The sequence below is a fragment of the Chroococcidiopsis sp. genome, assembly GCF_051657925.1.
Lineage (GTDB): Bacteria > Cyanobacteriota > Cyanobacteriia > Cyanobacteriales > Chroococcidiopsidaceae > Chroococcidiopsis.
The window spans coordinates 1-25,023 of sequence record NZ_JBOFLP010000129.1; the positions used below are offsets into that span (position 1 = coordinate 1).

Annotated in this window: 20 protein-coding genes and 1 riboswitch; of the genes, 9 read left to right on the forward strand and 11 right to left on the reverse strand. The window is 44.1% G+C overall.

What is annotated here, in order from left to right:
* Window positions 1-143: 143 nt before the first annotated feature.
* Together ACRC32_RS09655 and ahcY are read right to left on the reverse strand one after the other, a co-directional pair.
* On the reverse strand, window positions 144-743 hold the full coding sequence (locus tag ACRC32_RS09655) for a DedA family protein (protein WP_438553793.1): 600 nt from the start codon (window positions 741-743) through the stop codon (window positions 144-146).
* A gap of 87 nt (window positions 744-830) precedes the next feature.
* A complete protein-coding gene (gene ahcY, locus ACRC32_RS09660) occupies window positions 831-2,108 on the reverse strand; it encodes an adenosylhomocysteinase (protein ID WP_317108776.1) in 1,278 nt (425 codons plus the stop codon).
* Between the two features lie 434 nt (window positions 2,109-2,542).
* Between ahcY and ACRC32_RS09665 the strand changes: the two genes are divergently transcribed.
* Window positions 2,543-4,345, forward strand: a complete 1,803-nt coding sequence (locus tag ACRC32_RS09665) for a mechanosensitive ion channel family protein (protein ID WP_438553794.1) — start codon at window positions 2,543-2,545, stop codon at window positions 4,343-4,345.
* A gap of 33 nt (window positions 4,346-4,378) precedes the next feature.
* On the opposite strand, the gene cydB is transcribed toward ACRC32_RS09665, so the two are convergent.
* Both cydB and ACRC32_RS09675 read right to left on the reverse strand, forming a co-directional pair.
* Complete coding sequence (cydB, locus tag ACRC32_RS09670; RefSeq protein WP_438553761.1) at window positions 4,379-5,392, reverse strand: cytochrome d ubiquinol oxidase subunit II; 1,014 nt, start codon at window positions 5,390-5,392, stop codon at window positions 4,379-4,381.
* 68 nt (window positions 5,393-5,460) lie between these two features.
* Window positions 5,461-6,906 carry a cytochrome ubiquinol oxidase subunit I gene (locus tag ACRC32_RS09675; RefSeq protein WP_438553762.1) on the reverse strand — a complete coding sequence of 482 codons (1,446 nt, stop codon included), beginning with the start codon at window positions 6,904-6,906 and terminating at the stop codon, window positions 5,461-5,463.
* Window positions 6,907-7,178: 272 nt separating this feature from the next.
* Here ACRC32_RS09675 and ACRC32_RS09680 point away from each other — a divergent pair, with 272 nt between their 5' ends.
* From ACRC32_RS09680 to ACRC32_RS09695, 4 genes are all read left to right on the forward strand, one after another.
* Window positions 7,179-7,721, forward strand: a complete 543-nt coding sequence (locus ACRC32_RS09680) for a universal stress protein (protein ID WP_438553763.1) — start codon at window positions 7,179-7,181, stop codon at window positions 7,719-7,721.
* A gap of 272 nt (window positions 7,722-7,993) precedes the next feature.
* Window positions 7,994-11,743 carry a response regulator gene (locus ACRC32_RS09685; RefSeq protein ID WP_438553764.1) on the forward strand — a complete coding sequence of 1,250 codons (3,750 nt, stop codon included), beginning with the start codon at window positions 7,994-7,996 and terminating at the stop codon, window positions 11,741-11,743.
* A gap of 88 nt (window positions 11,744-11,831) precedes the next feature.
* Entirely contained in the window at window positions 11,832-12,284 is a 453-nt protein-coding gene (gene dtd / locus ACRC32_RS09690; protein WP_438553795.1) for a D-aminoacyl-tRNA deacylase, read from the forward strand.
* Window positions 12,285-12,401: 117 nt separating this feature from the next.
* Window positions 12,402-13,748, forward strand: a complete 1,347-nt coding sequence (locus tag ACRC32_RS09695; protein WP_438553765.1) for a hypothetical protein — start codon at window positions 12,402-12,404, stop codon at window positions 13,746-13,748.
* On the opposite strand, the gene ACRC32_RS09700 is transcribed toward ACRC32_RS09695, so the two are convergent.
* From ACRC32_RS09700 to ACRC32_RS09710, 3 genes are all read right to left on the reverse strand, one after another.
* On the reverse strand, window positions 13,711-13,884 hold the full coding sequence (locus ACRC32_RS09700; RefSeq protein ID WP_438553766.1) for a hypothetical protein: 174 nt from the start codon (window positions 13,882-13,884) through the stop codon (window positions 13,711-13,713). The genes ACRC32_RS09695 and ACRC32_RS09700 overlap by 38 nt on opposite strands.
* A gap of 10 nt (window positions 13,885-13,894) precedes the next feature.
* Window positions 13,895-15,280 (reverse strand): (Fe-S)-binding protein, encoded by a 1,386-nt coding sequence (locus ACRC32_RS09705; RefSeq protein WP_438553796.1) that lies wholly within the window; start codon window positions 15,278-15,280, stop codon window positions 13,895-13,897.
* 102 nt (window positions 15,281-15,382) lie between these two features.
* A complete protein-coding gene (locus ACRC32_RS09710; protein ID WP_438553767.1) occupies window positions 15,383-16,699 on the reverse strand; it encodes an FAD-binding oxidoreductase in 1,317 nt (438 codons plus the stop codon).
* 113 nt (window positions 16,700-16,812) lie between these two features.
* On the opposite strand from ACRC32_RS09710, the gene ACRC32_RS09715 reads away from it, so the two are divergent.
* Window positions 16,813-19,689 carry an ATP-binding protein gene (locus tag ACRC32_RS09715; RefSeq protein ID WP_438553768.1) on the forward strand — a complete coding sequence of 959 codons (2,877 nt, stop codon included), beginning with the start codon at window positions 16,813-16,815 and terminating at the stop codon, window positions 19,687-19,689.
* A 139-nt stretch (window positions 19,690-19,828) separates the two neighbouring features.
* On the opposite strand, the gene ACRC32_RS09720 is transcribed toward ACRC32_RS09715, so the two are convergent.
* A complete protein-coding gene (locus ACRC32_RS09720; RefSeq protein ID WP_438553769.1) occupies window positions 19,829-20,431 on the reverse strand; it encodes a tetratricopeptide repeat protein in 603 nt (200 codons plus the stop codon).
* A 91-nt stretch (window positions 20,432-20,522) separates the two neighbouring features.
* Between ACRC32_RS09720 and ACRC32_RS09725 the strand changes: the two genes are divergently transcribed.
* Complete coding sequence (locus ACRC32_RS09725; RefSeq protein WP_438553770.1) at window positions 20,523-20,813, forward strand: hypothetical protein; 291 nt, start codon at window positions 20,523-20,525, stop codon at window positions 20,811-20,813.
* Here ACRC32_RS09725 and hpf read toward each other — a convergent pair.
* Window positions 20,720-21,364 carry a ribosome hibernation-promoting factor, HPF/YfiA family gene (hpf, locus tag ACRC32_RS09730; RefSeq protein ID WP_438553771.1) on the reverse strand — a complete coding sequence of 215 codons (645 nt, stop codon included), beginning with the start codon at window positions 21,362-21,364 and terminating at the stop codon, window positions 20,720-20,722. The two genes, ACRC32_RS09725 and hpf, sit on opposite strands and share 94 nt — an antisense overlap.
* A 247-nt stretch (window positions 21,365-21,611) precedes the next feature.
* A complete protein-coding gene (locus ACRC32_RS09735; protein ID WP_438553772.1) occupies window positions 21,612-21,890 on the reverse strand; it encodes a hypothetical protein in 279 nt (92 codons plus the stop codon).
* Between ACRC32_RS09735 and lipB the strand changes: the two genes are divergently transcribed.
* Complete coding sequence (lipB, locus tag ACRC32_RS09740) at window positions 21,889-22,533, forward strand: lipoyl(octanoyl) transferase LipB (RefSeq protein ID WP_438553773.1); 645 nt, start codon at window positions 21,889-21,891, stop codon at window positions 22,531-22,533. The genes ACRC32_RS09735 and lipB overlap by 2 nt on opposite strands.
* Window position 22,534: 1 nt before the next feature.
* Here the strand turns inward: lipB and ACRC32_RS09745 are convergent, their stop codons facing one another.
* The gene (locus tag ACRC32_RS09745; RefSeq protein ID WP_438553774.1) at window positions 22,535-23,278 is read right to left on the reverse strand and encodes a pentapeptide repeat-containing protein; all 744 of its coding nucleotides are present in this window, start codon (window positions 23,276-23,278) and stop codon (window positions 22,535-22,537) included.
* A gap of 196 nt (window positions 23,279-23,474) precedes the next feature.
* Window positions 23,475-23,570, forward strand: a riboswitch (TPP riboswitch).
* A 7-nt stretch (window positions 23,571-23,577) separates the two neighbouring features.
* Here ACRC32_RS09745 and thiC point away from each other — a divergent pair.
* Window positions 23,578-24,948, forward strand: coding sequence for a phosphomethylpyrimidine synthase (gene thiC / locus ACRC32_RS09750; RefSeq protein WP_438553775.1), 1,371 nt, complete (start codon window positions 23,578-23,580; stop codon window positions 24,946-24,948).
* Window positions 24,949-25,023: the final 75 nt, after the last annotated feature.

Below are 25,023 nucleotides of genomic sequence, written 5' to 3' on the forward strand. Positions count from 1 at the left end.
CTTCATTCGGCTGGTGTGTGCAGCTTTCAACTGTTACATTTGGAAGCTGAAGTAGAGTATCAAGATGAAAGTCCATCGGAATGTCACCTTTATAAAAGTATCTCATTATACGCTTTTCACCTCGGTTCCGGAAGAACCATAATTTATCGCCGCTGATTTCGTTTGATAATTATAATGACTAAACCAATAACTAAAGTGGCGAGTACGATTTTAGAAACAGGTGCGAGGTATTCCTCTACGAGTTGGTAGTTATCTCCCAAGGCGTATCCAGCAGTGGTTAACAATCCTACCCATAATACAGTCCCCACAGTTGAGTAGATCAGGAACGGGACTATATGCATATCGCCGATTCCAGCGGGAAGGGAAATTAAGGTACGTACCCCAGGAACCATGCGACACAGAAGTACGGCTTTAACTCCGTGTCTGTCAAACCAGTGTTTCGACCTGTCAATATCTTTACCAGTGATGGTTATCCATTTCCCGTATTTATCTGCCCAATCCCTTAATCGTTCTTCACCTAAGAATTTACCTGCATAGTACCAAGGTAACGCTCCGATGACAGTTCCTAAAACTCCAGCCGCGATCGCCCCTACAATATTCAACTTACCTTGTGCTGCGGTAAAACCCGCCAATGGCATGATCAGTTCTGAAGGAATGGGGGGAAAAAGGTTTTCTAAAAACATCAACAACCCGATTCCCCAATAACCAAGGGAAGTCATGATATTTACAATCCATTCAGTCATTGAAATGCCTCGACAAGAACGTTGAATATGCAATAGGGTGGGCATTGCCCACCCTACATCTAGATCCCTAAGAGAATCTCAACTCAATTATGTTCCAGAAGTCCAAGAATTGATGTATTCAACTTGTTCTGGTGTGAGAGTATCAACGCTGATACCCATTGCTTGCAGCTTCAGACGAGCAATTTCTTTGTCAACTTCAACTGGGATGGAGTGCAAGCCAGGAGCGAGTTTACCTTTGTTTTTCACTAAATACTCGCAAGCCATAGCTTGGTTAGCAAAGCTCATATCCATGACAGCGCTGGGGTGTCCTTCTGCTGCTGCCAAATTTACAAGTCTGCCTTCACCGATGACGACAACTGATTTGCCGCTATTGAGTTTGTATTGTTCGGTGAACGGACGAACGTTTTTGACTTCTGCTGCTTTAGATTTTAAAGACTTGAGGTCAATTTCAATATCAAAGTGACCGGAGTTACAAACGATCGCGCCGTCTTTCATCACGTCGAAATGTTCGCTACGAATAACGTGCTTGTTACCTGTAACCGTGATGAAGATATCTCCTTGAGGTGCAGCCTCTGCCATTGGGAGGACGCGGAAACCATCCATTACTGCTTCAATTGCTTTAATTGGGTCGATTTCGGTCACGATGACATTAGCACCCATGCCACGCGCCCGTAGTGCCGTACCCTTACCGCACCAACCGTAACCAGCAACAATTACTGTCTTGCCAGCGAGCAGAATATTGGTAGCTCGAACGATCCCATCTAGGGTAGATTGACCTGTACCGTAACGATTATCAAAGAAATGCTTAGTATCGGCATCATTAACATTCACCGCTGGGAATGTCAGTACGCCGTCCTTTAACATCGCTTGCAAGCGAACGATACCCGTAGTGGTTTCTTCGGTTGTACCGATTAAGTCAGCGATTTGATTTTGCCGCTCTTGGATTAAAGTTGCAACTACGTCGCTGCCGTCATCGATGATAATGTTGGGGCGATGATCGAGGGCGATTTGGACGTGTTTGTTATACGTGGCGTTGTCTTCCCCTTTGATGGCAAAGACAGGAATGCCATGATCTACAACTAAGCTAGCTGCTACATCATCTTGAGTAGACAGGGGGTTGCTAGCAATTAAAACGGCATCTGCACCACCAGCTTTGAGGGCGATCGCCAAGTGTGCTGTTTCTGTAGTGACATGACAACAAGCGACCAAGCGAATTCCGGTAAAAGGCTTTTCTTGGGCAAAGCGATCGCGGATCTGCCGTAACACTGGCATCTCGCGCCCAGCCCATTCAATCCGCTGCTTACCTAAGGTTGCTAGAGCAGGATCTTTGATTTCGTACTTTAGTTTATCGAGAGCAACCGTCATGTAGTTAATTCCTAAAGAGTTAATTTAGGTGGTCTTACTTAGCTTAACTGCATTTTTCTAGAAGGGGAATTATTACCTGAACATCTGGTACAGCACGTATACCCCTGCACAAATACCAGTCCAGACTATGAAGATCGGCTAACAGCCGTCAACCCATCCATAGCTGTTATCCGTAAAATTTACATTTATTTCATACTTTAGCGAACAAACTTCATGTTTTTTTTAATCGGAAGTCGGGAGTCGGGAGTCGGCGAAGAGAGAGTCGCCCATCTGAGGAGCTGAGGAGAAATCCAAAATTCAAAATTTCCTACACCCTACACCCCACACCCTTTCTTCACATCACACTCTTTCCCTCACTCCTCACTTCTCCCAACTACCAACTACCAGCTACCAAGTAGTAATGTGTATAAGTGTGAAAAGTAGGAGGTGTGGACGTGCGCTCTCAAATTCAGGCGATCGCCAAACCAAAAAGCAGACGACGGCTAGTTATGTGTTTCACTTGTGGCGTTTTGGGATCAATCGTGCTGAATGCTTCAGTTGTTGTTCCCACTCTAGCCCAGCCGACACAACCAGCAAATTTACAGCAATCGTTACCTATTCCAGGTTTAAATTCACTCGATCTCCCAGGACTCGACAATTTTCTATCTGCTTACCAACCAACTCGCGATCGCAATAATCCCCAGAGACAGGTCTATAGTGACTGGATTACCTTAGATGGTCGCCGCTTGTTTCAGGTTACGGCATCTTCTAGGGAGGAGTTAGCCAAGCGGATAGATGAGGTGCAATCAAACTTAGAAAACATCAGTGAAGCTTACTTTGCCGACAACTCTGGAAAACTGGAAGTCAGATCTCAACGCCAAACGATCACGGATGCCAATAGCCCGACGGGTGTATCTCAAACTCTGCCAACTATTTCGATTAATCAGCAGTATCTCTTCACCCCTACCGATTTAGATGCTGAGGTTCAAGGAGAAACAAACGTTCAAAATTTGGCAAGCAAATTAGTCAAATCCCTCAAGCAAGACTTGATCGCAGCCAAACAAGAACGAAAACCTCCGGTTTTGATCCGCCGAGGTGCGATCGCCACTGGAATTTTTGTGGGTATCGTAGTGGCTAGCTGGGGAATTCGCCGTTGGCGCGATCGTTTAGATCGAGTCATCCCGATTCCGACGACTCCCATAGATCCCTCAGAGTCGGTCACGACACAATTAACGCAGCAACAGCAAAATAACTTACGGGAAGTCAGGCGAAGAATATTTCAGCTATCTCAAACTGGCGTGTGGGTTGGCGGAACGTTAGTCATTTTAGGGTTGTTTCCTTACACGCGGTTTATTCCAGTTTGGATTTTGGCGTTACTACAAATTCCAATAATTAGAGTTCCTGCGGTGATTGGGCTTGTTTCAATTGGAGCCTATGTCGCCACTCGCGCCAGCTATGTGGCGATCGATCGCTTTACTCATGCACTGGCAAATAATACTTTATTAGGCGCTCAAGACTACGTGCGCTTACAACTGCGGGTAATGACAATTTCTAGCGTAGCTAAAAGCGTAGCTACTTTTAGTATTGTCGCTTTGGGCGTACTACTGACTCTTTCTACTTTAGGTGTAGATTTAGTCCCAGTGTTAGCTGGTGCGGGGCTACTTGGTGTAGCCATATCTCTTGCATCCCAAAGTTTAATTAAAGATGCGATCAATGGCTTTTTGATTATTGTAGAAGACCAGTACGCTGTAGGTGACGTAATTAACGTCGGTACTTTTGGCGGTTTGGTAGAAAATCTCAATCTGCGAATCACTCAGTTACGCGATGCCGAAGGTAGATTAATTACTATTCCCAATAGTGAAATTAAAATTGTGGCAAACCTTTCTAGTCGGTGGTCGCGTGCCGATTTAAGTATACCCGTTGCTTACAATGCCAACCTCGACCAAGCATTGTTTTTAATTGAAGAGGTAGGTGTAGAAATGGATCGAGATCCCCAGTGGCGAGATCAAATTCTAGAAAGACCAGATGTACTAGGAGTTGATAATTTTGGCGATCGCGGTTTAATTATTCGGGTTTGGATTAAAACCCAACCCCTCAAACAATGGGATGTAGCCAGAGAATATCGCCGTCGATTGAAAAAGGCTTTCGATCTCGCCGATATTGCTATTCCCGTACCGCAACAAGCTGTTTGGGTACATACTCCTCCTGTTTTGCAATCGCACCTCGATACTAATGACACTTCTAAGGTTGGGAAGTAATTTTTGTAGAGAAGCGCTATAGCGCTTCTCTACCTATTCCCCATAATGTCCTCCTGTTACCTTGCCTCTAAACACGACATATTGATAGAGGTTGTAAAACAGCATGACAGGAATGAGAAAACCAATAAAAATAATCATGATGACTAACGAACTGGGGTCAGCCGATGCCTCGTAAATTGTGATATTAGGGGGAATAATGTAGGGAAAAACAACTAAAGCTAGTCCGATAAAAGTGAGGACGAATAGTAAAATCGTCCAAATAAATGGCGCTCGTTCCTGCTTGCGATCGAGGCTACCTAAAAGCTTAGAAATCAGAAGTATTCCCACTACAGGAATAATCCCGAAAAGATAAACAAGCGGTTGTTGAAATAATCGAGTTCTGGCACTTTCATAAAAGATAGGAGTTGAAATCGTGATAAAAATCGCTCCGATTAAAGTTGTGAAAGCAGCTATTCTCGCAGTTTTGTAATGAGTTTCCTGTAACTCTCCTTCAGTTTTCCAAATCAAATAAGTCGAACCAATTAACACGTAACCTTGAATTAACGTCAGAGCAATTAATATTGATTGCCAACTCAGCCAGTCCCAAGTGCTACCGATAAAATGTCCTGCTTCATCAACTTTAATGCCTTCTAATACGCTACCTAAAGCAAATCCCTGACCGAGAACTGCTAAAAAACTTCCTGCTCCAAACGCTATATTCCAAATCAATTTGCGCTTTGCTTGTTCCCGAAATTCAAAGGCAACCGCTCGAAAAATCAAACCAAATACCATAGCAATAATTGGGATGTAAAGCGCACTTAAAATCGTGCTATAAGCGAGGGGGAATGCACCGAATAAACCTCCTGCCATCAATACCAGCCAAGTCTCATTAGCATCCCAAATATTACTCAGACTCGTCATCAAAAGTCCTCGTCGCTCCTCATCATCGGAAGTCAGAGAGAGAATACCTACCCCCAAATCGAAACCGTCTAGCATGACGTAGAGAAATAGAAACAGTGCCAAAATTCCAAACCAAACCTGAGGAAGAAAATATGTGAGTGTCTCCATGTGGTAATTGGTAATTGGTGAAAGATAGAAGGGTAATTTCTTAATTTTGAATTTTGAATTTTGAATTTCTACTGTTGTGCTTCTACGGGGCGTTCGTCAGGAACAAATTCACCAGGAGAAGTAGCGATCGCGGGACGAATAGTTTCAACACCTGGTATTGGTAATTCTAAATTTGGTCCTTTGCGAATAATGCGGCTACCAAAATACAAAGTGGCGACAAATAACACCGCATAAACGATCGCAAAACCTGTCAGCGAAACTAGAACATTGCTAGCAGGAACGTGAGAGGCAGAATCTACGGTGCGGATTTGATTGTACAACGTCCACGGTTGCCGTCCGACACAACGCACGATCCAACCAGAGTCAATCGCAATGAAGCCTAGAGGAGCCGCAAAAATCCAGGTACGTAATAGCCATCGCTGCTGGGTAATTTTTTCGCTATTCAGCTTGCCAAGTAACCAGTAAAGCGTACTCCATAGCATTAGGAAAGCTAGGAAAAATCCAATCCCGATCATAATGCGGAAGGAATAGTAAACTAAACCAACTAAATGCGGTCGATCTTCTGATTTAAAATCTCTCAGTCCTACAACAGGTTCGGTGAGATTTTGTTTGAGTTCTAAAATGTAACCTAAAGCATTAGGAATGGTAATTTCCCAATCATTTTTTTGCGCTTTGTCGTTAGGTAATGCTACTAAACTCCAATCAGCCGGCTGTCCGGCGGGGGTCGTTTCCCATTGCGCTTCCATAGCGGCGAGTTTGGCAGGTTGATAGCGATATACCTGTTCGCCACTTAAATGTCCTATGTAAATCTGCATAGGTGCAACTGCGATCGCCGCTGCTAAAACGATTCGTAAAGACTTAGAAAAGAACGCTGGGTGGCGATTGTTGAGAATGTACCACGCACTGATCCCACCGACGAGAAACAGCGAAGTTTCTAACGTTGCAAAAAACATGTGCAGTACGCTCTTTGCCATAAATGGATTGGCGATCGCCTGAAAGTAATCCCTGACGATAAACTTACCATTTACCATCTCTCCACCCGCAGGCGATTGCATCCAAGAGTTTGCCGTCAAAATCCACAGCGTAGACAAGTTCGCGCCCAACGCCACCATAATCGTCGCCACGTAGTGAATGGTAGAGTTGACGCGCTCCCAGCCAAACAGCATAATTCCCAAAAAAGCAGCTTCTAGCATAAAAGCCCAAGCAGCTTCAAACCCGATGACACTACCAAAAAAGTTACCCACAGCCTCGGAAAATGGAGCCCAGTTAGTCCCAAACTGAAATTCCATTGGAATTCCCGTTGCTACCCCAACGCCAAAATTCAGCACGTAAAGCTTAGACCAAAAGCGGGCATGGTAGTAATACTCAGGGTTACGAGTCCTCAACCATAATCCCTCTACAATGACCAAATATATTCCCACACCTGTAGTGATTGTGGGCCAAAGCATGTGAAATAGGGCAGTCAGCGCAAACTGCATCCGCGACAGCACGACGGTATTGGAGAGAAAATCCATGAATGCTCGTCTCTTATTCAGTGCAGTGTCATTCTATCGAGACTGAGCTTTAGAGGAAATTAAAAGTTGGTAAGTAGGAAGTAGTAATGGGTAATGGGTAGTTGATGGTTGACAGTAAACGCTGCGCTACACTGCGTGAAGACAGCTAATTGATAACTGACAACTGATTCCTCACAATTTCCTCAAATTATTTTTATATATTGAACATTGACTCGATTCATAAACAATTACGAATTACGAATTACGAATTACGAATTGCAAAGGCGGTTGTTATGTTCCAGAAAATTTTGGTTGCAGTAGATACGTCAAAAAGTAGCAAACAGGTGTTCGATACAGCTTTATCTTTGGCTAAAGCAAATAACGCCAACCTGATGTTGTTGCATGTAGTGTCGGAAGAAGAACTCGGCAGCCCTACACCGATTTTACCTAGCTTGGAATACTATCCATCGGTGTATGAGAAAAATATGGAATTGTACCAACAGCAGCGAGAAGCGTTTACTAAGCAAGGTCTGGACATGTTGCGATCGCGCCATCAAGAAGCAATGGCTGCTGGGGTCAATGTGGAATTTCGGCAATTATCGGGTAGTCCTGGGCGGCTGATTTGCGATTTTGCTTTGGCTTGGAAGGCAGATTTAATTGTCACCGGACGCAGGGGACGCAGAGGTTTATCTGAATTTTTTATGGGTAGTGTTAGCAATTACGTCTTGCATCACGCTTCTTGTTCTGTCTTGACGGTACAGTCCCCAGTGCAGCCAGCAGAGAAACTACAGTCGGCTGAACGTGAAGTATCACTCGGATACAAGTCTAGCAATTGAAAATCGCGGCAAGGTTTGTATAGCCCAGACATTGTGGTGAGACGGTTTCCGCGCCCTGTAGCAACTAGCGAGCAATTTCCGATCGCTAAGGTTTTGATATATTAGGCGATCGGCTTTTCCCATGTAACAAATTCTTGCTACTTGTAAACTTAAGCGATTCCTATAAAGTAGCTTGATGAAAGATCGGCTTGATAGCAATTTTTGGATTGCCTTTCATCTATATTTTGCTCGTTAATTGCTATCTTCTATCGCCAGGGAAAAGCTAGTTAGCAATGAAAATCTTAGTTGTAGAAGATGACGAGTTAGTTGCCCATGCACTAACTACCGTCCTCACCAACCAAAACTATGCAGTTGAGGTTGCTATTGATGGTCTTGCTGCTTGGGATTTAGTCCAAGCTTTCGACTACGACTTGATTGTATTGGATGTCGTTATACCTAAACTGGATGGCATTAGTCTTTGCCGTCAAATCAGAGCTAAAGGTTTGTCAACGCCAATTTTATTGTTAACTGGTCGAGATAGCAGCCACGATAAAGCGATTGGATTAGATGCGGGTGCAGATGATTACTTAATTAAACCTTTTGACGAAGAAGAATTAGTCGCTCGGATCAGAGCGCTGTTGCGCCGTAGCGGTTTGGTTTCCCCGCCAGTGCTGGAGTGGGGTGATTTGCAATTAGACCCCAGTAGTTGTGAGGCAACTTATAGTCAAAAGCATTTGTCATTAACTCCCAAGGAATATGCACTTTTAGAGCTGTTTTTACGTAACAGTCGCCGCGTTTTTAGTTGTGGCACGATCTTGGAACATCTCTGGTCTTATGAAGACATTCCCAGCGAAGAAGCCGTGCGAACTCATATTAAGGGACTGCGGCAAAAACTCAAAGCCGCAGGAGCTAATAGCGATCTGCTCGAAACTGTCTACGGGATTGGATATCGTCTCAAGCCTTTGGAAAGTAAGGGAGCAGGGAGCGCTTCGGTGCAGGGAGCAGGGGGGAGAGGAGAGCTGAGGGAGCTGAGGGAGCTAGGGGAGAAAAAACAACTGTCTTCACGCAGTGTAGCGCCAGCGTCTACTGTCAACCAACAACCAGCCACTCCAAATCTCACATCAGAACAACAGACACTATCGGCAGTTGCAGGAATTTGGCATAAATTTAAGCCTAGGATTGCAGAACAGATTGGCGTGTTGGAGCAAGCATCTGCTGCTGTCAGCGCAAATAATACCTTATCTCTAGAACTGCTCGAATCGGCACGAAAAGAAGCGCACACCCTAGCAGGCTCGTTAGGAACTTTCGGCTTGGCGCAAGGATCGAAACTGGCGAAAGAAATTGAGCAGATGCTAAAAGGCGATCGCGCTGTCTTGCTATCTGAGGCAACAAATTTTTGCCGTCTAGTGTTGGCTCTGCGTCAAGAAATTGAGCAGAAAGGAGAAGCAGGTAAGCCACAAGCAGTGGCGCAAGCATTAGAAAATGCACCCCATGCAGAAGCTCATCTACTCGTTGTGGACGACGATCCAAAAATCCTCGCAGTGTTACCAGCATTGCTCAATCCTTGGGGATTGAAAGTGACAACTTTAGAAGATCCGCGTCGGTTCTGGGAAACTTTAGAAGCCACTGCACCGGATCTGTTGATCCTAGATGTGGAAATGCCCTATGTCAATGGCATCGACCTATGCCAGGTGGTACGTAACGAGCCGCGCTGGAGCGATCTACCAATTTTATTTTTGACAGTCCATCACGATGCCGACATTGTAGATCGGGTTTTTAGTGCTGGTGCAGATGATTTTGTGAGTAAGCCGATTGTAGGTTCCGAACTCGTAACTCGGATCGTCAATCGCTTAGAGCGGATGAAACTACTACACCGGATTAACCAAGTCAGAGCAACGAACAATGTCGAAAGCGAAAATCGCTTCAAGCTGAACGAGCAACTCCAATCAGAGTTAAACGAGCGCCAGCGCACCCAAGAAGCATTGCAAAATTCTCAAGCCTTATTTGCCGGAATCGTAGCAATAGCCGATGACGCAATTATTTCAATCGATAGCAATCAACGCATCACCTTATTTAACTCTGGAGCCGAGAGAATATTTGGCTACTCAGCAGCAGAAGCGATCGGACAACCGCTTGACTTGTTGCTACCAAAGTGTTTTGCCGCAGCACATCGTCAGTACGTAGATGAATTCGGTCAATCCCCAAATTTAGCTCGCCGGATGGGAGAACGACGCGAAATTTACGGTTGCCGCAAGGATGGGACTGAATTTCCTGCCGAGGCGAGTATCTCCAAGTTAAATTTGGGAGGAGAAACAGTATATACGGTTTACTTGCATGATGTGAGCGATCGCAAGCAAATCGAGCGGATGAAAGATGAGTTTATTTCCGTTGTCAGCCACGAACTCCGCACGCCTTTGACTTCGATTCACGGTTCTTTAGGGATGCTTGCTAGTGGTTTACTCCAGCCAGACTCACCGCAGGGACAACGCTTATTGCAAATTGCCACCGATAGCACCGAACGCTTGGTGCGCCTGATCAACGACATTCTCGATATCGAGCGGATCGAGTCGGGTAAGGTGAAGATGGAAAAAGAAAGCTGCGATGTTACCGAGTTGATAACTGAAGCAGTGAACGTGATGCAGCCTCTCGCCGACAAAGCTGGGATTACCTTATCTGTCTCTAGCCTACCGATTCAGGTATGGGCAGATCCAGACCGCATCGTTCAAACTCTCACCAATCTACTTTCTAACGCGATTAAATTCTCGCCTAGTGGTAGTACGGTTTGGTTGAGTGTGGAATTAGGGAGCAGGGAGCAGGGAACAGGGAGCAGGGGGGAGAAGAGAGCTGGGAACACAGGGGGAGAAATCCAAAATCCAAAATTCAAAATCCAAAATTCAAACATCTCCGACTCCCTCGCTCCTCGCTCCTCGCTCCTCACCCCTCATATCACATTCCAAGTTAAAGACACTGGACGCGGTATTCCAGCCGACAAACTCGATAGTATATTTGAACGATTTCAACAAGTTGACTCAACAGATTCTCGCAAGCATGATGGGACTGGTTTAGGGTTGGCAATTTGCCGTAGTATCGTACAACAGCACGACGGACGGATTTGGGTTGAAAGTGTTTTGGGTGAGGGCAGTACTTTTTACTTTACCCTGCCTGTCTTGCAAGCTAAATCTGGTATTAGATCGGATGATTTAACCAACTCTTTACTGCTCGCTCCTCAAAGCCAGGTGCTGCAAGTTGGGACTCAACACAGTGGTTCTTCCTCTCCCTTGATATTAATTTGTGACGACGATCCTGATGTTGGAGCTGAACTACAAACCCTGCTGGAAAATCAAGGCTATCGCACGGTCGTCGTGTGTTCTGGACAAGAAGCGATCGCCTCTGCTGCTACCTTACATCCTGATGCAATTTTACTAGATTTGCTGATGCCAAAAATGAATGGCTGGGAGGTAATGGCAAAGCTGAAAGAGCGATCGGATACGAAAGACATCCCCATCGTTATTTGTAGTATTTGCGCTCCTAGTCAGAGTCCGCTCAGTCAAAATTCGAGCGCTTGGGTGAGTAAGCCAGTTGATGAAAACTCGCTGTTTGACTCTCTCAAGTTAGCTCTAGCTAAAAACGCTCGACCAGTCCGCGTATTGCTGGTTGAGGATGATGCCGAGTTAGCCGAACTTTTGCTCGCACTGCTTAAAAGTCATAATATTGAAACTTTTCTTGCCAAAAATGGATGCGAGGCAATTCGCTTGAGTCAGGAAATCAAACCCGATTTACTGATTCTCGATCTGATTTTGCCTCAAGTGGATGGATTTGGTGTCGTTGAGTGGCTGCATCAACACGATCGCCTTTACAGTATTCCTTTAGTCGTCTATTCTGCCAAAGACCTCGACCAGTCGGAGCGAAATCGGCTCAAGCTAGGACATACGGAGTTTCTGACCAAAGGACGAGTCTCTCCTCAAGAATTCGAGCAAAGGGTATTGGAGTTAATCGGACAAATGACTCAAAGCAAACCGCACGACGCTAGCAACGACAAATAAGAAATTTTTGGTGCTTGAAAAGCGATCGCCATTGGCATATTTGGTAATAGTAATATGGCGATCGCTCTTTACTCTCTATTTCGTCATTATGCGCGTCATCATTCAGCGAGTTAAATCTTCTTACGTCACCGTTGGCGAACAAACTATTGGCAAAATCGGACGGGGTTTAAACTTGCTGGTGGGAATTGCCGATACTGATACGGAAGCAGAACTCGACTGGATGGCACGTAAATGTTTGGAATTGCGTCTATTCGGTGCAGAGGAAGGGAACGATCGCTGGCAAAAATCCGTCACAGAAATCGATGGCGAACTCTTAGTTGTCAGTCAATTTACTCTGTATGGCGATTGTCGTAAAGGTCGCCGCCCTTCCTTCGACCGCTCGGCTGCACCAGAAGCAGCGAAAAACCTATACAATCTGTTTGTGGAAAAGCTACGCGACAGTGGTTTAAAAGTAGAAACGGGAGAGTTTGGCGCGATGATGCATGTTTTTATTGATAATGATGGTCCCGTGACTTTGCTACTAGAGCGAGAAGCCAAGTAAGGGCGGGTTTAGCCGAAATCTTTGTCGCACTCAGAGTTGTTGAACAAACCCGCCCTTACAAAATTCAAAATTCAAAATTATTGATTCATGATGTTAAATAAAGTTATCGTGAAAAGAATGCAGATATTTTTTGCATTCTTATTTTTGTTTGCAGTTTTAACAAAATTAGAGACAAATTCTTGGAATGATGCTTCTAGGATGGCTACGATTGAATCGTTGGTAGACTTTCATACTTTTAGTATCGATCGCTCTACTTATATCTGGACTGGCGATAAATATTTCTATCAAAATCATTTTTATTCCGACAAGCCACCAATTATGGCATTGTATGGTTCGGTATTTTATTTATTTCTAAAATCTGTTTTTAACCTGACTAGTGCCACACATCAATCTGCGACTTACTTTTTGCTAACAGTACTAATTATGGGCGTTATGTCCAGCTTAGGACTAGTTTGCTTGTACGAGATTTTCAAATTTTTTCGGATTGACGAGCGGTGGACAAATATTGTGCTACTTCTGGCGGGGGCGGGAACGCTAGTTCTACCATATTCAATTGTCTTTAACAACCATGCCTTTAGTGGCAGTCTTTTACTCTTCAGCTTTTACTTTTTATTACTCAGACGACACGAAGTAAGAAATGCCGCGATCGCCGGATTTTTTATTGCTTTTGCTGGCAGCACTGATATTACAATGTTCGCTTTAATTCCGGTGTATTCTATTTTGCTATTTAATAAGAGTCATCGAGCTAAGCTTTCTTTCATTTTGGCTTGTATTCCCGTCATATTGCTGTATGTATGGTTGAATTTTTATACTTCTGGCAGTATCATTCCTCCAGCAATGAATGCTAAGTTATGGGACTATCCAGGCTCTTATTTTGGTGCGGGTAATCTTTCAGGATTGGTAGGGCACGATTTACAAAGTCTAGCTATTTATGCTTTTCATATGCTCGTTGGTAGTAGAGGACTGCTATCCTATACCCCAATTTTATTATTTGCAATTTATGGCTGGAGTAGAGCGATAATGCAACCAGGTTTTAAATATAAGAAAGAGTATTTATTCATTGCTGCGATTTGTCTAGCTTACGTGATGTTTTATATTTTTCGTAGCAATAACTATAGCGGTCATAGTTATGGAGTCAGATGGTTCGCTTCAATTATGTTATTAGCGTGCGTGCCGTTAACTCACATTCTCGAACCAATTCAAAAATCAAAGCTGCTGCGAGGAATTTTTCTAGCGATCGCCTCAGTTTCAATTCTAATTTCCCTAGTAGGTACGATCGCACCATTTGGGGGAATTAATGTCAACGGTTACAGTTCATTTTTTCTGAATTTAGAACTGTGGCAGAAACAACTATTATGGGACAAAGTAAAAGTTATCGTAGCTGCGATCGCGGTATACGCAACATTCGCTTGGTTTTGGATACAGTTTAATACAAACTTGGGTAGGCGATCGCAATCTCTGTAGGGGCAGGTTCGCAACAATTTGTGTTGTTTGATTTAAATATATCGGAAATTCGGTGTGGCGATCGGGCGGGTTGATCGAGCGTTTTGTTGTTTGCCGATTGGATCGATAAACCCACCCCTACAAATGCACTGGTCACTGGTCGCTGGTCACTGGTCACTGGTCACTGATAACTGTATACCTCGGATTGCCAAATCTAACAATTCCATCGGATGCATGACAGAAATCTTTTTCTCTTGTAATTTCAAATGCTTGCTAATTTGCAGCGTACAACCAGGATTGGCAGATGCAATCAAATTCGCACCTGTATTTAATAAATTTTGGACTTTTTGCTGACCTAATTCATCAGCAACATCTGGTTGCAGCATATTGTAAACTCCAGCGCTACCACAACACAAAGCTGCGTCGATTGGTTCGCGCAACTGCACTCCGGGGATTTGTCGCAACAACTGACGGGGTTGGACGCTGATTTTTTGCCCGTGTAATAAATGACAAGCATCCTGATAAACCAAAGTTAAAGGTTTTTCAGATAGGGGTGAAAGTTTTGTCGTTAAGCCAACAGTAGCGAGAAACTCTTGTACGTCCTTGACATTGGCTGCAAATGCTTGTGCTTTTTCCCGATATTCTGGATCGTCTTGTAATAAGTGTCCGTACTCTTTCAAAGTATGACCGCAGCCAGCAGCGTTAATAATGACAGCATCTACGCCTGTCTCGGCAAAAGCATCTATCATTTGTCTTGCTAGTGCTTTCGCCTGTTCTTCTTGTCCCTGGTGATGGGGTAGCGCCGCACAGCAGCCTTGAGATTTAGGAATAACGACTTCACAACCATTTGCTGTTAATACCCTGACAGTAGCTTCATTAATCGGGGAGAAAAATAGCCGTTGGACGCAACCTAAAATGACTCCTACTCGATAGCGCTTTTCTCCCTGTGCTGGAATAACTGTGGGTAAATCGTCCCGAAAAGATTTCAGCGTAATTTTGGGTAAGATTGATTCCATCGCCGCCAATCTAGGAGAAATGTATTTCAAGATTTTGGTAGCGCGGACGAATTTTTGCACGCCTAACAATTGATACAAAAATAAAGGCACTAGCATCCACCGCAGGCGATGGGGATAGGGAAAAAAGGAGAAAATTAGCTTTCTGTAGAGGCGATCGCCTAAACTACGAGGATAGTTGCGTTCTACCTGGGGACGAGTCGCAGAAATTAATTTGTCATACTGCACGCCTGAAGGACAAGTGGTGACGCAAGCAAGGCATCCCAAACAAGAATCAAAGTGCTCTACTGTAGCGGTATTGAGGGCAATTTCGCCTTCGTTAATTGCGTCCATCAGGTAGATTCGACCTCTAGGCGAATCCATTTCTTTGCCGATAACGCGATAACTGGGACAGGTGGATAGGCAAAAGCCACAGTGAACGCAGGTATCGATGAGTTTCGGATCGGGGGGATGTTGTGAATCGAACCCTTTTAAATTCTTAATTGACCCCGTTTCTGGATCGAGTAAATGGTTATTTAAAGGATTTTCTGAAGTTTGCATACATTTAATGGTAGTTGGTAGTTGATAGTTGGTAGTTGACGGTTGGTAATGGAGGAGATACAAGTATTTCACGCGCCACGCACCACGCACCACGCACCACTATTAAATCTCGCCGACAAATCTTTGCGGACTCAAAACATTTTTTGGATCGAACTGTTGCTTGATGCGTCGCATTAAATCTAAAGCATTGCCTCTATAACCCCAGACATCAAGCTGCTGCTTAAATACTGCTGGGGCTTCTAAAACAGACAAATAACCTCCTTGATTTTGGCAGTGAGTTCTCATACTTAAAACCGTGTTTGCCTTGACATTAGTATTGTCAAATCTGATAACTCCCAAACCGCTACCAACATGGATTGTACCGATCGCCGATTCTGGAGCAATTTGATCTAAATAGAGCAAAGTTGCAACAGCAGTTGCTGGTAATACTCCTATTTTGCAAGTAACTGCTTGCATTGGTTGAGGAGAACGTATTTGTACTTGTAATTGTTGCCATAAGTCAGCTTCATTCGCATCTGAGTAGGTGGTGCTTTGCAATCCCAATTGTTGTCCCATTTCTACTAGCCGTGCGGTTTGTTCTCGGACGCTAGCACTCAGGCTTTGGAAGCGAACCATTAATCCAAGTCCTTGACCTATTCCTATGGTAGTGACTAGATGAGAAGATAGCAGGTCGGCTTGGGTGGGAGTTAACGCCGAACTCCTGATTTTAGATGTCGCTTGGGCGATCGCCTCAGCTGTGCCTGTCAGCGTCACCGTCCCCGATGCGGGTGGTAGGGGGTAAACCCGTAGTGTTATCTGGGCGATCGCGCCTAGCGTGCCGTAAGAACCTGTAAATAGCTTCATTAAGTCGTACCCAGCGACGTTTTTCACGACTCGTCCCCCAGCTTTAACAATTTCTCCGTCAGCACGGACAAAGGAAATTCCTAGCAGTTGATCGCGCACGCCGCCGTAACGTTGTCGGAGTGAATTGGTATCAGCCGTGGCGACAATGCCCCCGATTGTAGCTGATTCTGGTGCGGTGGGGTCGAGGGCAAGAAATTGTCCAGTAGGGGCTAACACTGCTTGTAGATCGGCGAATTTCATTCCCGCTTCTACCGTTACGGTTAAATCTCCGACAGCGTGTTGGATGAGTCTGTTTAGGCGTGCGGTACTGACCAGTACCTGGATATTTTTTGCCAGTCCTCCCCAGCTGAGTTTTGTACCGCTACCATAGACTAAAATTCGCCAGTTGTTGCTGTCGGTATATGCCATCACTGCTGCTAGTTCGGCTGGCGTTTGGGGATAGACAATGCAGCTAGGTGCGATACTGGAGGCGATCGCCCCCTGGATGTGTTCTTGTCGCATCGCATCTATATCTTCCCATTCCAAGACAGATTCTGGGCTGACAATAGCTGCAAGTTGGGTCGCGATCGCTTTCATCAGTAATTTTACTCATCCTGAAAATTTCGGAACTGGACTAATCTAACAACAGTGGTTTTGCTCGTAATCTCTACGAGGCGATGCTAAAAAGCCGCAGTAACTAAAAGTTAACCATGTTACTACCCCCAATTCCTAGACGCTCGTGGTTGCCAATGGCGATTTTGCTATTGGCAGGGTATGCAGGTAATTATTTCAGCTTGCCGCTCTTTTTTGGCGTAGATTTTTTGTTTGGTAGTATTTCTGTTTTATTAGTTGTGCGCTTTTTCGGTATTCGCTGGGGAACTTTTGCAGCAGCGATCGCCTCCGTACATACTTTCTTTCTCTGGAATCATCCCTACGCCGCGATCGTTTTGATTGGCGAAGCATTGTTTGTTGGTTTACTGTGGCGCAACCAACGGCAGAGTTTGGTGCTATTAGATGTCTTTTACTGGCTGCTGTTAGGTATCCCGTTGGTGTGGCTGTTTTATTCCCGCTTGTTGCATGTCGATTCGGCTCAAACTTGGTTAGTGGTGTTGAAACAGTCTGTCAATGGCATTTTTAACTCTATTATCGCTAGCTTGGCGATTAATTATTTACCTATTTCTAGATGGGTGAGTCGTGCTCAAGTCAGGCATACTCCATCCATGCGACAGGTTTTGTTATCTCTTTGTGCCACTTCCTGTTTTTTACCTGCACTAATTTTAGTTGTTTTAGATTGTAATTTGGTTTCCCAGCAGATCCAAAACACAATTCAAGTTGAACTTAAAGATACCGCTCAAGAGGTGATAGCTGGTTTGGAAGATCGCCAGCGCGAATATTTAAATGTTTTATCTCAACTCGGTCAATTAGCTACTAATAATGCGACCGCTTCGTTAAGCTTCTCTTCGAGACGCTTCGCGAACGCTAACGCGCCTTCAACACAATTACAGCAAAGCCTGGAGTTGCTACAGCGAGTTTATCCCGAATTAATTTTATTACAAGTTATTAATGCTACCGATACTATTGTTGCCTCTGCACCCCAAATCGATCCAGCCCTAACTTCATCTGGTAAATTAGATGCACGGCACATAAAGACTTTAAAACAGATTGAAACTAGTCTCAAACCTGCTATAGGCAACGTCCACATCCATCCGACTGAACGAATTCCCCAAATCGATATTGGCGTACCGATACTAACTAACAATCGCTTGTCTGGTGTAGTATACGCTCACCTCAACCTCTCCTATTTAGAGGACTTTTTGCGATCGCAGCTTTCTCACAGAGTTCACCAAATTATTCTTCTCGACTCTCATAACCAGATCGTTGCCAGTAGCAATTCCAAATTACAACTGATGCAAAATTTCGATCGCCTGCGTGGGGGAGAAATGCGATCGCTGAGTCAAAAGACAGCTAGTGGGAATATATATTTTGAAAATACATATTTATGGTTACCACCTAAAGGCAAACTTCCGGCGATGGTACGCTGGCGACGCTCTCTATATGTTAAAGAACAGCCGCTGAGCGATCGTTCTCAATGGAAACTTATTTTAGAAATTCCGGCTGCACCTTATATTGACCACCTACAACAAACTTACATTAACGATCTTACTTTCATGCTAGTTACGGTATTGATTGTTCTAATTGGCGGCATACTACTCAGCCGTAAATTAGCAAATCCATTAACCCAGTTAGCTACCGTAACTACAGATTTATCCTCTCAATTGCCGGAAAAGAATTTGATGCGATTTCCTACTAGTTCGGTAGTAGAAATTAATTCGTTGATTGGTAATTTTCAGTTCATGACAGTGGCTTTAAATGAAAAGTTTCAAGAAGTGCAGACAGCAAACGAATCGCTACAGCAAAGAGTCCAAGAGCGTACTAAAGAACTATTGCGAACTAATCAAAAATTAGAGCGTGAAATTAATGAGCGTCAGCAAGCTGATGCGGCTCTAAGAGAAAGTGAAGAACGCTATAGAGACTTATTTGAAAATGCTAGCGATCTCATTCAAAGTGTTACACCAGACGGTCATTTAGTATATGTAAATCGAGCCTGGAAAGAAACTTTAGATTACAGTGAAGATGAAATTTCTCACTTGACAATTTTTGATATTATTCATCCCGATAATTTAGAGCATTGCCAGAAAACTTTTCGAGAAGTCATGTTAGGAAAACAAATTTCGGAAATTGAAACTGCATTTGTCACTAAACATGGTGAAAAAATTTGGGTTGCCGGTAGTATTAATTGTAAATTTATCAATGGTAAACCCATTGCTACCCGTGGTATATTTCGCAACATCACAGAACGGAAGTTAGCCGAAGCTGAGATGATTTATGCCTTAGAAAAAGAGAAACAGTTAGTAGAATTGAAATCGCGATTTATTACCACAGCATCTCATGAATTTCGGACTCCGCTAACGACAATTTTAATGTCAGCCAAGCTCCTCGAGCAATTTGGCGATCGCGCTTCAGAAGATAAAAAACGCATGTATCTCGATCGAATTCAAATTGCCACCAAACGCATGACACAATTGTTAGATGATGTTTTATTGATTGGTAAAGCTGAAGCCGAAAAACTTGAATTCAATCCTACACCAGTACCCTTAGAAAAATTTTGTCACGATTTAGTAGAAGAAATGCGGATGAGTGCCAGTAGCAAGCACTCAATTATTTTTACCAGTCAAGCACAACAGATATCTGCTAACGTCGATGAAAAATTGCTACGTTATATTTTGAGCAACTTACTTTCTAACGCAATTAAATACTCGCCCAAAGGCGGTGACATCGATTTAAGCTTATCTATTGAAGCCGGAAAAGCCATTTTTTACATCCGCGATCGAGGAATTGGTATTCCTACTCAAGATATAGAACAACTCTTCCACTCTTTTCAGCGCGGTAGTAACGTAGAAAATATCTCTGGTACGGGCTTGGGAATGTCTATTGTCAAACAGTGTGTAGACTTGCACGGCGGCGAAATTAGCGTCACTAGTGAAGTTGGAATAGGAACGACTTTTGTTGTGACTCTACCGATATAAACAGGGAGTAGGGAGTAGGGAGCTTCTGAGCAGGGGGAAGAAGAGAGCTGCTCTTGAGTTGGGGAGGCTGGGGAAGCAGGGGGAGCAAGAACCCAACAGCCAACTTACGACTTACGACTTACGAGTTATGACTTATCAATTATCTTTCTATCTGTTGCAAAATCTGCTCTACATGACTTATGCCTGTTGGGTTATTTTGTGTGGAGTAGAGATCTTTGGCTTTATGCAAAGATGCTTGTGCTTCGGGCAAATTTCCTTGACTCCAAAATGCTACACCGAGGTTTTGGTAAGAGGTTGGATCGTTGGGTTTAAGTTGAATTGCTTGTCGAAAAGCAGCGATTGCTTCTGCAAATTTGCCTTGATTCCCGAGGGCAATTCCTAAATTATTGTAGGTTTCAAAATTACGCGGATTGATACCAAGAGCATGTTTGAAGGCGTTTTCTGCTTGGATGTACTGTTGCTGATTGCCAAAAGCAAGCCCTAAATTATTGTGAGCGTTTTCGTACTGAGGATAAATTTCAATTGCTTGATTGAAAGCCGCGATCGCTTCTGAGAATTTTCCCTGTTCGGCTAACTCTACGCCTCGATTGTTGTGCGTTGCTGCTACCTGTAAGTTTTCTTGCGGTTTGACTTGCCTTGGTAACGTTTCTACAGCATAGCTAGGTTGCATCCCTAGCATCAGTATGCTGACACCGACAAATGCAGCTCGGAATTTTGTCAAGAAAGCCTGTGGTACTCTCATCGCTACCTTCCTAGCAACTTCTCACCAATTCCATTGTAGGCTTAGACAGTTATCAGGGAGCAGGGAGCGCACGAGCAGTTATCAGTGACCAGTGACCAGTGACCAGTTAACAATCCATTACACCCCACACCCTACAACGCCAGTCACGGGATTCGGAGGGAACCTCACCGGACAGTTTGACGCGACGTGCTACAACGGGGGAAACCCCTGCACGCAACTGTCCTCCGCAACGCACTGGCTCCCCTACACCCTTTCTTCACTAGCCACCAACCACTCCCGACTTACGACTTACGACTTAGAAATTTGTGGCTTTTCTACCGAAGTTTGGGCTTTACCGTTCTTAGCATTACCGTGCGTGTGTCCGTTGCCGTTGCGGGGCTGAATTACGCCATAACCACCATGATTGCGTTCGTAAATGACGTTTATTTCTCCAGTTTCGGCATTGCGGAACATATAAAAATCGTGATCGACGAGTTGTAGTTGTTCTAGGGCTTCATTCAGTGTCATTGGTGGCATAGCGAAGTATTTCGTACGAACGACTTCGCTGGGTAATTCGGGAGTGCGATCGCCAATCAAATCGTTAACAACGGGTGGTTCTACTGCCTCTAAGCTAGTTTTTGGCTGAGTTTTCTTGTCTTGCAGTCTTTCTTTATACTTGCGTAGCTGTCGGGCAATTTTATCGGCAACTAGATCGATGCTGGCGTATAAGTTCTCGCTACTTTCCTCTGCCCGAATTACAGTTCCGTTGGCGTAAATTGTGACTTCCGCTGCTTGTTTTGGGTTGATCCTGGGATTGCGGGCTACTGACAAATGAACATCTACTTCAGTGGTTAGAGTTTGAAAATGATTGACTGCCTTTTCTATTTTCTGATTCACGTACTCGCGAATGGCATCGGTGATTTCGATGTTTTTGCCATGGATCACAAGCTTCATATTTAATTCTCCCGATGGATACGAACCAAATTTGTGTTAGGTTAAATACAAAGCAGCAACAATTTGCTGTCAGTGTCTACTTACTAAAAGCCCGAATTCTGGTGTTTTAAGTACTCCAGAAATCAATCGATTGGTACGCGCTCTTTGTCACCATTTCACCACGCTTTAGTTTATCAACTTTGCTATTTTGCGCTGAAAATTTACCAGTCTCACTTCCTGCCGAAAAGGGTTTGTTCCTGCTGATAAACTACAGGTCTTTCCCAGTTGGAGGGCGATCTGGGATTTTTCCTAGTAGAATCTCGACTTCCACATCGAGTCTGGCGTGGTGGTAAAGCCTTCCTCCCTGCTGTGTTTGTGTTTCTACTTTCAAGTTAGCACTTTGTATTCTGGAAAACAGAGAGGTTTTAGTTCTTTTTAATATCCTTCGCATTCCTTGACATTTCTTGATGTAGTTAATCGCAAATGCAATAAAATTTGGTAAAAAATACGCTTGAATTTTTCTGCGATCGCTTGTAAACATCTCCATGAAACGCCGTCAATGCTATCTTTATAATTACGGACTCGTCTGTTATGCTGAGGCTTGGAATTGGCAAAAACATCTGTTGCAACAGCGCCGTCAAGATCCCAATTTACCTGATGTCTTAATTTTGTTGGAACACCCGCCAGTCTACACTTTAGGACATGGAGCTAGTTTAGATTTTCTGCAATTCGACCTTGACAAAAGTGCAGACGAAGTATATAGGATAGAAAGAGGTGGAGAGGTAACTTATCACTGTCCTGGTCAACTGGTAGGCTACCCGATTTTAAATCTGCAATTCCACCACAAAGATTTGCACTGGTATTTGCGGCAGCTAGAAGAAGTCTTAATTCGCGTATTAGCAGTTTACGGGTTGCAGGGCGATCGCGTACCTGGATTAACTGGGGTATGGTTGGAAGGATACAAGGTAGCAGCGATCGGGATTAAAGTCAGTCGCTGGGTGACAATGCACGGTTTTGCTTTGAATGTCTGTCCCGATATGGCAGGTTTTAGTAAAATTGTCCCCTGCGGTATTCCCGATAAACCCGTGAGTAGTTTAGCTCGGTGGGTACCAAATATTCAACTAGAGCAGGTGAAATTGCAAGTTGCGCGATCGTTTGCAGAGGTATTTGAGGTAGATTTGGTAGAGTAGATTACTCATTTCTCATACCGTCAGGTAAATAAACACCTTTAAGATCTGCACCGCGCAGATTAGTTCCTGCTAATTTTGCCCCTTGCAAATTTGCATCTTGTAGAGAAGCATTTCGTAAATCGGCATTTCTTAAATTCGTATTTCCCAAATAAGCATCATCGAGTACAGCATCTCGGAGAATAGCCCGTTGAAAATTAGCATCCTGAAGATTAGCATTTGCTAATATTGCTAGTTGTAAATCGGCATCTCGAAAATTAACACCTCTAAGATAAGCAGTCTCAAGATTTGCACCTCGAAGATTACTTCCTTCAAGATCGGCATTTTCTAAATTGACTTTTTTTAGGTTGGCATTATTTAAGTTAGCATTGTCTAAATCGACAGATCTCAGGTAAGAATTTTCTAATTCCGCACCTCGAAGATTGCTACTTGCTAAATTAGCATTTTCTAAATTTGTATTTTCTAAGTCAGCATTTTCTAAGTTGGCATAGCTAAGGTCGGCATTTCTCATATTTGCTCCTCTCAGTTTCGCTCCCCTCAGTTTTGCACCTTGAAGATCGGCATTCTCTAAGTTACATCCTTCGCATTCATTAGTAGATAGTAACTGTTCGATCGCACTATTTTGTCGTTTGGCTAATTGAACGCTGCGATCGCTATGTAAAATACTGAGATTGTCTAGCTCGCTCGGCGTTGTGGCAATATAAGTCAAGAAACTGTAAGTTAAGAAACTTAGTATAGGAGCTAACATTGCAGGAAAATCCTGAGGCGATGGTTGGTATTTTTAGTCTAATCTTTTCGGAAATAGACGGTGTACTTTTCCTGCCAAATATTATTTTTATGATTTTTCGCTTTACTCCAACAATCATTTAGCTTGCATACATAGAAAAAAATTAATTAACTTAAAAATTAACAAACTGCGGCTAGGTAGAAGTGATACAATCGACAACCATAGCTAGGGGTGTCTGGGAAACCAGGCTGAGACAGTCCCTTAGAACCTGAGACTGGGTAATACCAGCGGAGGGAAGCTGTTTATGCGAGGAACTCGAAATGCGTACAGAATGGATCGCGAAGCGTCGCGAGCAAGATAACGTGTCTCAAATGCACTTTGCCCGTAAAGGTGTGATAACCGAAGAAATGCATCATATCGCCCGACGGGAAAATTTACCCGTGGGGTTGATTCGAGATGAAGTAGCACGGGGCAGAATGATTATCCCTGCCAATATCAATCATCCCAATTTGGAACCGATGTGTATTGGCATCGCCTCCAAATGTAAGGTGAATGCTAATATTGGTGCTTCGCCCAACTCTTCCAATTTAGATGAAGAAGTTGCCAAACTCAATCTAGCGGTAAAATACGGAGCCGATACCGTCATGGACTTATCCACAGGCGGCGGTAACTTAGATGAAATTCGCACTGCAATTATTAACGCTTCTCCCGTGCCAATTGGCACTGTACCAGTCTATCAAGCTTTAGAAAGCGTCCACGGTAGTATTGAAAAGCTTACTGCGGAAGATTTTCTCCACATCATCGAGAAACACGCCCAGCAAGGTGTAGACTACATGACAATCCATGCTGGGATTTTAATCGAGCATTTGCCATTAGTCAAAAACCGAATTACTGGAATTGTCTCCCGTGGTGGAGGTATTTTAGCGCGGTGGATGTTGCACCACCACAAACAAAATCCACTGTACACGCACTTGCGCGACATTATCGAGATTTTTAAGAAATACGACGTGTCTTTTAGTTTAGGTGACTCTTTACGCCCTGGCTGTCTCCACGATGCATCTGACGAGGCACAGTTGGCAGAGTTGAAAACTTTAGGACAACTGACTCGTAAAGCCTGGGAACACGATGTCCAAGTCATGGTAGAAGGACCAGGACACGTCCCGATGGATCAAATCGAGTTTAACGTGCGCAAGCAGATGGAAGAGTGTTCGGAAGCACCCTTTTACGTGCTGGGACCACTGGTAACGGATATTGCTCCAGGCTACGACCATATCACTTCTGCGATCGGGGCAGCAATGGCAGGTTGGTATGGTACGGCAATGTTATGCTACGTCACGCCTAAAGAACATTTGGGTTTACCCGATGCTGAAGACGTGCGGAATGGTTTGATTGCCTACAAAATCGCCGCCCATGCTGCGGACGTGGCAAGACACCGCATCGGTGCTAGAGATAGGGATGACGAGCTTTCAACCGCCCGTTACAATTTCGACTGGAACCGTCAATTTGAATTATCCCTCGATCCAGACCGGGCAAAGGAATATCACGATGAAACCCTGCCAGCAGATATTTATAAAACTGCTGAATTCTGCTCGATGTGCGGTCCCAAATTCTGCCCGATGCAGACAAAAGTTGATGCTGATGCGCTGACGGAACTAGAGAAGTTCTTGGCGCGAGAAATTGTGAAAGGATAAGAAAACAGAGTCCCCAAGGAGACAGGAGACAGGAGATAGAATGTCTGATTGTTCTCCTGTCTCTTCTCATTTTGG

What these genes read in the sequence shown, in the direction of transcription:
- ACRC32_RS09655 (WP_438553793.1), bottom strand. Translation starts at nt 743, where the DNA reads ATGACTGAATGGATTGTAAATATCATGACTTCCCTTGGTTATTGGGGA.
- ahcY (WP_317108776.1), bottom strand. Translation starts at nt 2,108, where the DNA reads ATGACGGTTGCTCTCGATAAACTAAAGTACGAAATCAAAGATCCTGCT.
- cydB (WP_438553761.1), bottom strand. Translation starts at nt 5,392, where the DNA reads ATGGAGACACTCACATATTTTCTTCCTCAGGTTTGGTTTGGAATTTTG.
- ACRC32_RS09675 (WP_438553762.1), bottom strand. Translation starts at nt 6,906, where the DNA reads ATGGATTTTCTCTCCAATACCGTCGTGCTGTCGCGGATGCAGTTTGCG.
- ACRC32_RS09680 (WP_438553763.1), top strand. Translation starts at nt 7,179, where the DNA reads ATGTTCCAGAAAATTTTGGTTGCAGTAGATACGTCAAAAAGTAGCAAA.
- ACRC32_RS09685 (WP_438553764.1), top strand. Translation starts at nt 7,994, where the DNA reads ATGAAAATCTTAGTTGTAGAAGATGACGAGTTAGTTGCCCATGCACTA.
- dtd (WP_438553795.1), top strand. Translation starts at nt 11,832, where the DNA reads ATGCGCGTCATCATTCAGCGAGTTAAATCTTCTTACGTCACCGTTGGC.
- ACRC32_RS09695 (WP_438553765.1), top strand. Translation starts at nt 12,402, where the DNA reads ATGCAGATATTTTTTGCATTCTTATTTTTGTTTGCAGTTTTAACAAAA.
- ACRC32_RS09705 (WP_438553796.1), bottom strand. Translation starts at nt 15,280, where the DNA reads ATGCAAACTTCAGAAAATCCTTTAAATAACCATTTACTCGATCCAGAA.
- ACRC32_RS09710 (WP_438553767.1), bottom strand. Translation starts at nt 16,699, where the DNA reads ATGAAAGCGATCGCGACCCAACTTGCAGCTATTGTCAGCCCAGAATCT.
- ACRC32_RS09715 (WP_438553768.1), top strand. Translation starts at nt 16,813, where the DNA reads ATGTTACTACCCCCAATTCCTAGACGCTCGTGGTTGCCAATGGCGATT.
- ACRC32_RS09720 (WP_438553769.1), bottom strand. Translation starts at nt 20,431, where the DNA reads ATGAGAGTACCACAGGCTTTCTTGACAAAATTCCGAGCTGCATTTGTC.
- hpf (WP_438553771.1), bottom strand. Translation starts at nt 21,364, where the DNA reads ATGAAGCTTGTGATCCATGGCAAAAACATCGAAATCACCGATGCCATT.
- lipB (WP_438553773.1), top strand. Translation starts at nt 21,889, where the DNA reads ATGAAACGCCGTCAATGCTATCTTTATAATTACGGACTCGTCTGTTAT.
- ACRC32_RS09735 (WP_438553772.1), bottom strand. Translation starts at nt 21,890, where the DNA reads ATGGAGATGTTTACAAGCGATCGCAGAAAAATTCAAGCGTATTTTTTA.
- ACRC32_RS09745 (WP_438553774.1), bottom strand. Translation starts at nt 23,278, where the DNA reads ATGTTAGCTCCTATACTAAGTTTCTTAACTTACAGTTTCTTGACTTAT.
- thiC (WP_438553775.1), top strand. Translation starts at nt 23,578, where the DNA reads ATGCGTACAGAATGGATCGCGAAGCGTCGCGAGCAAGATAACGTGTCT.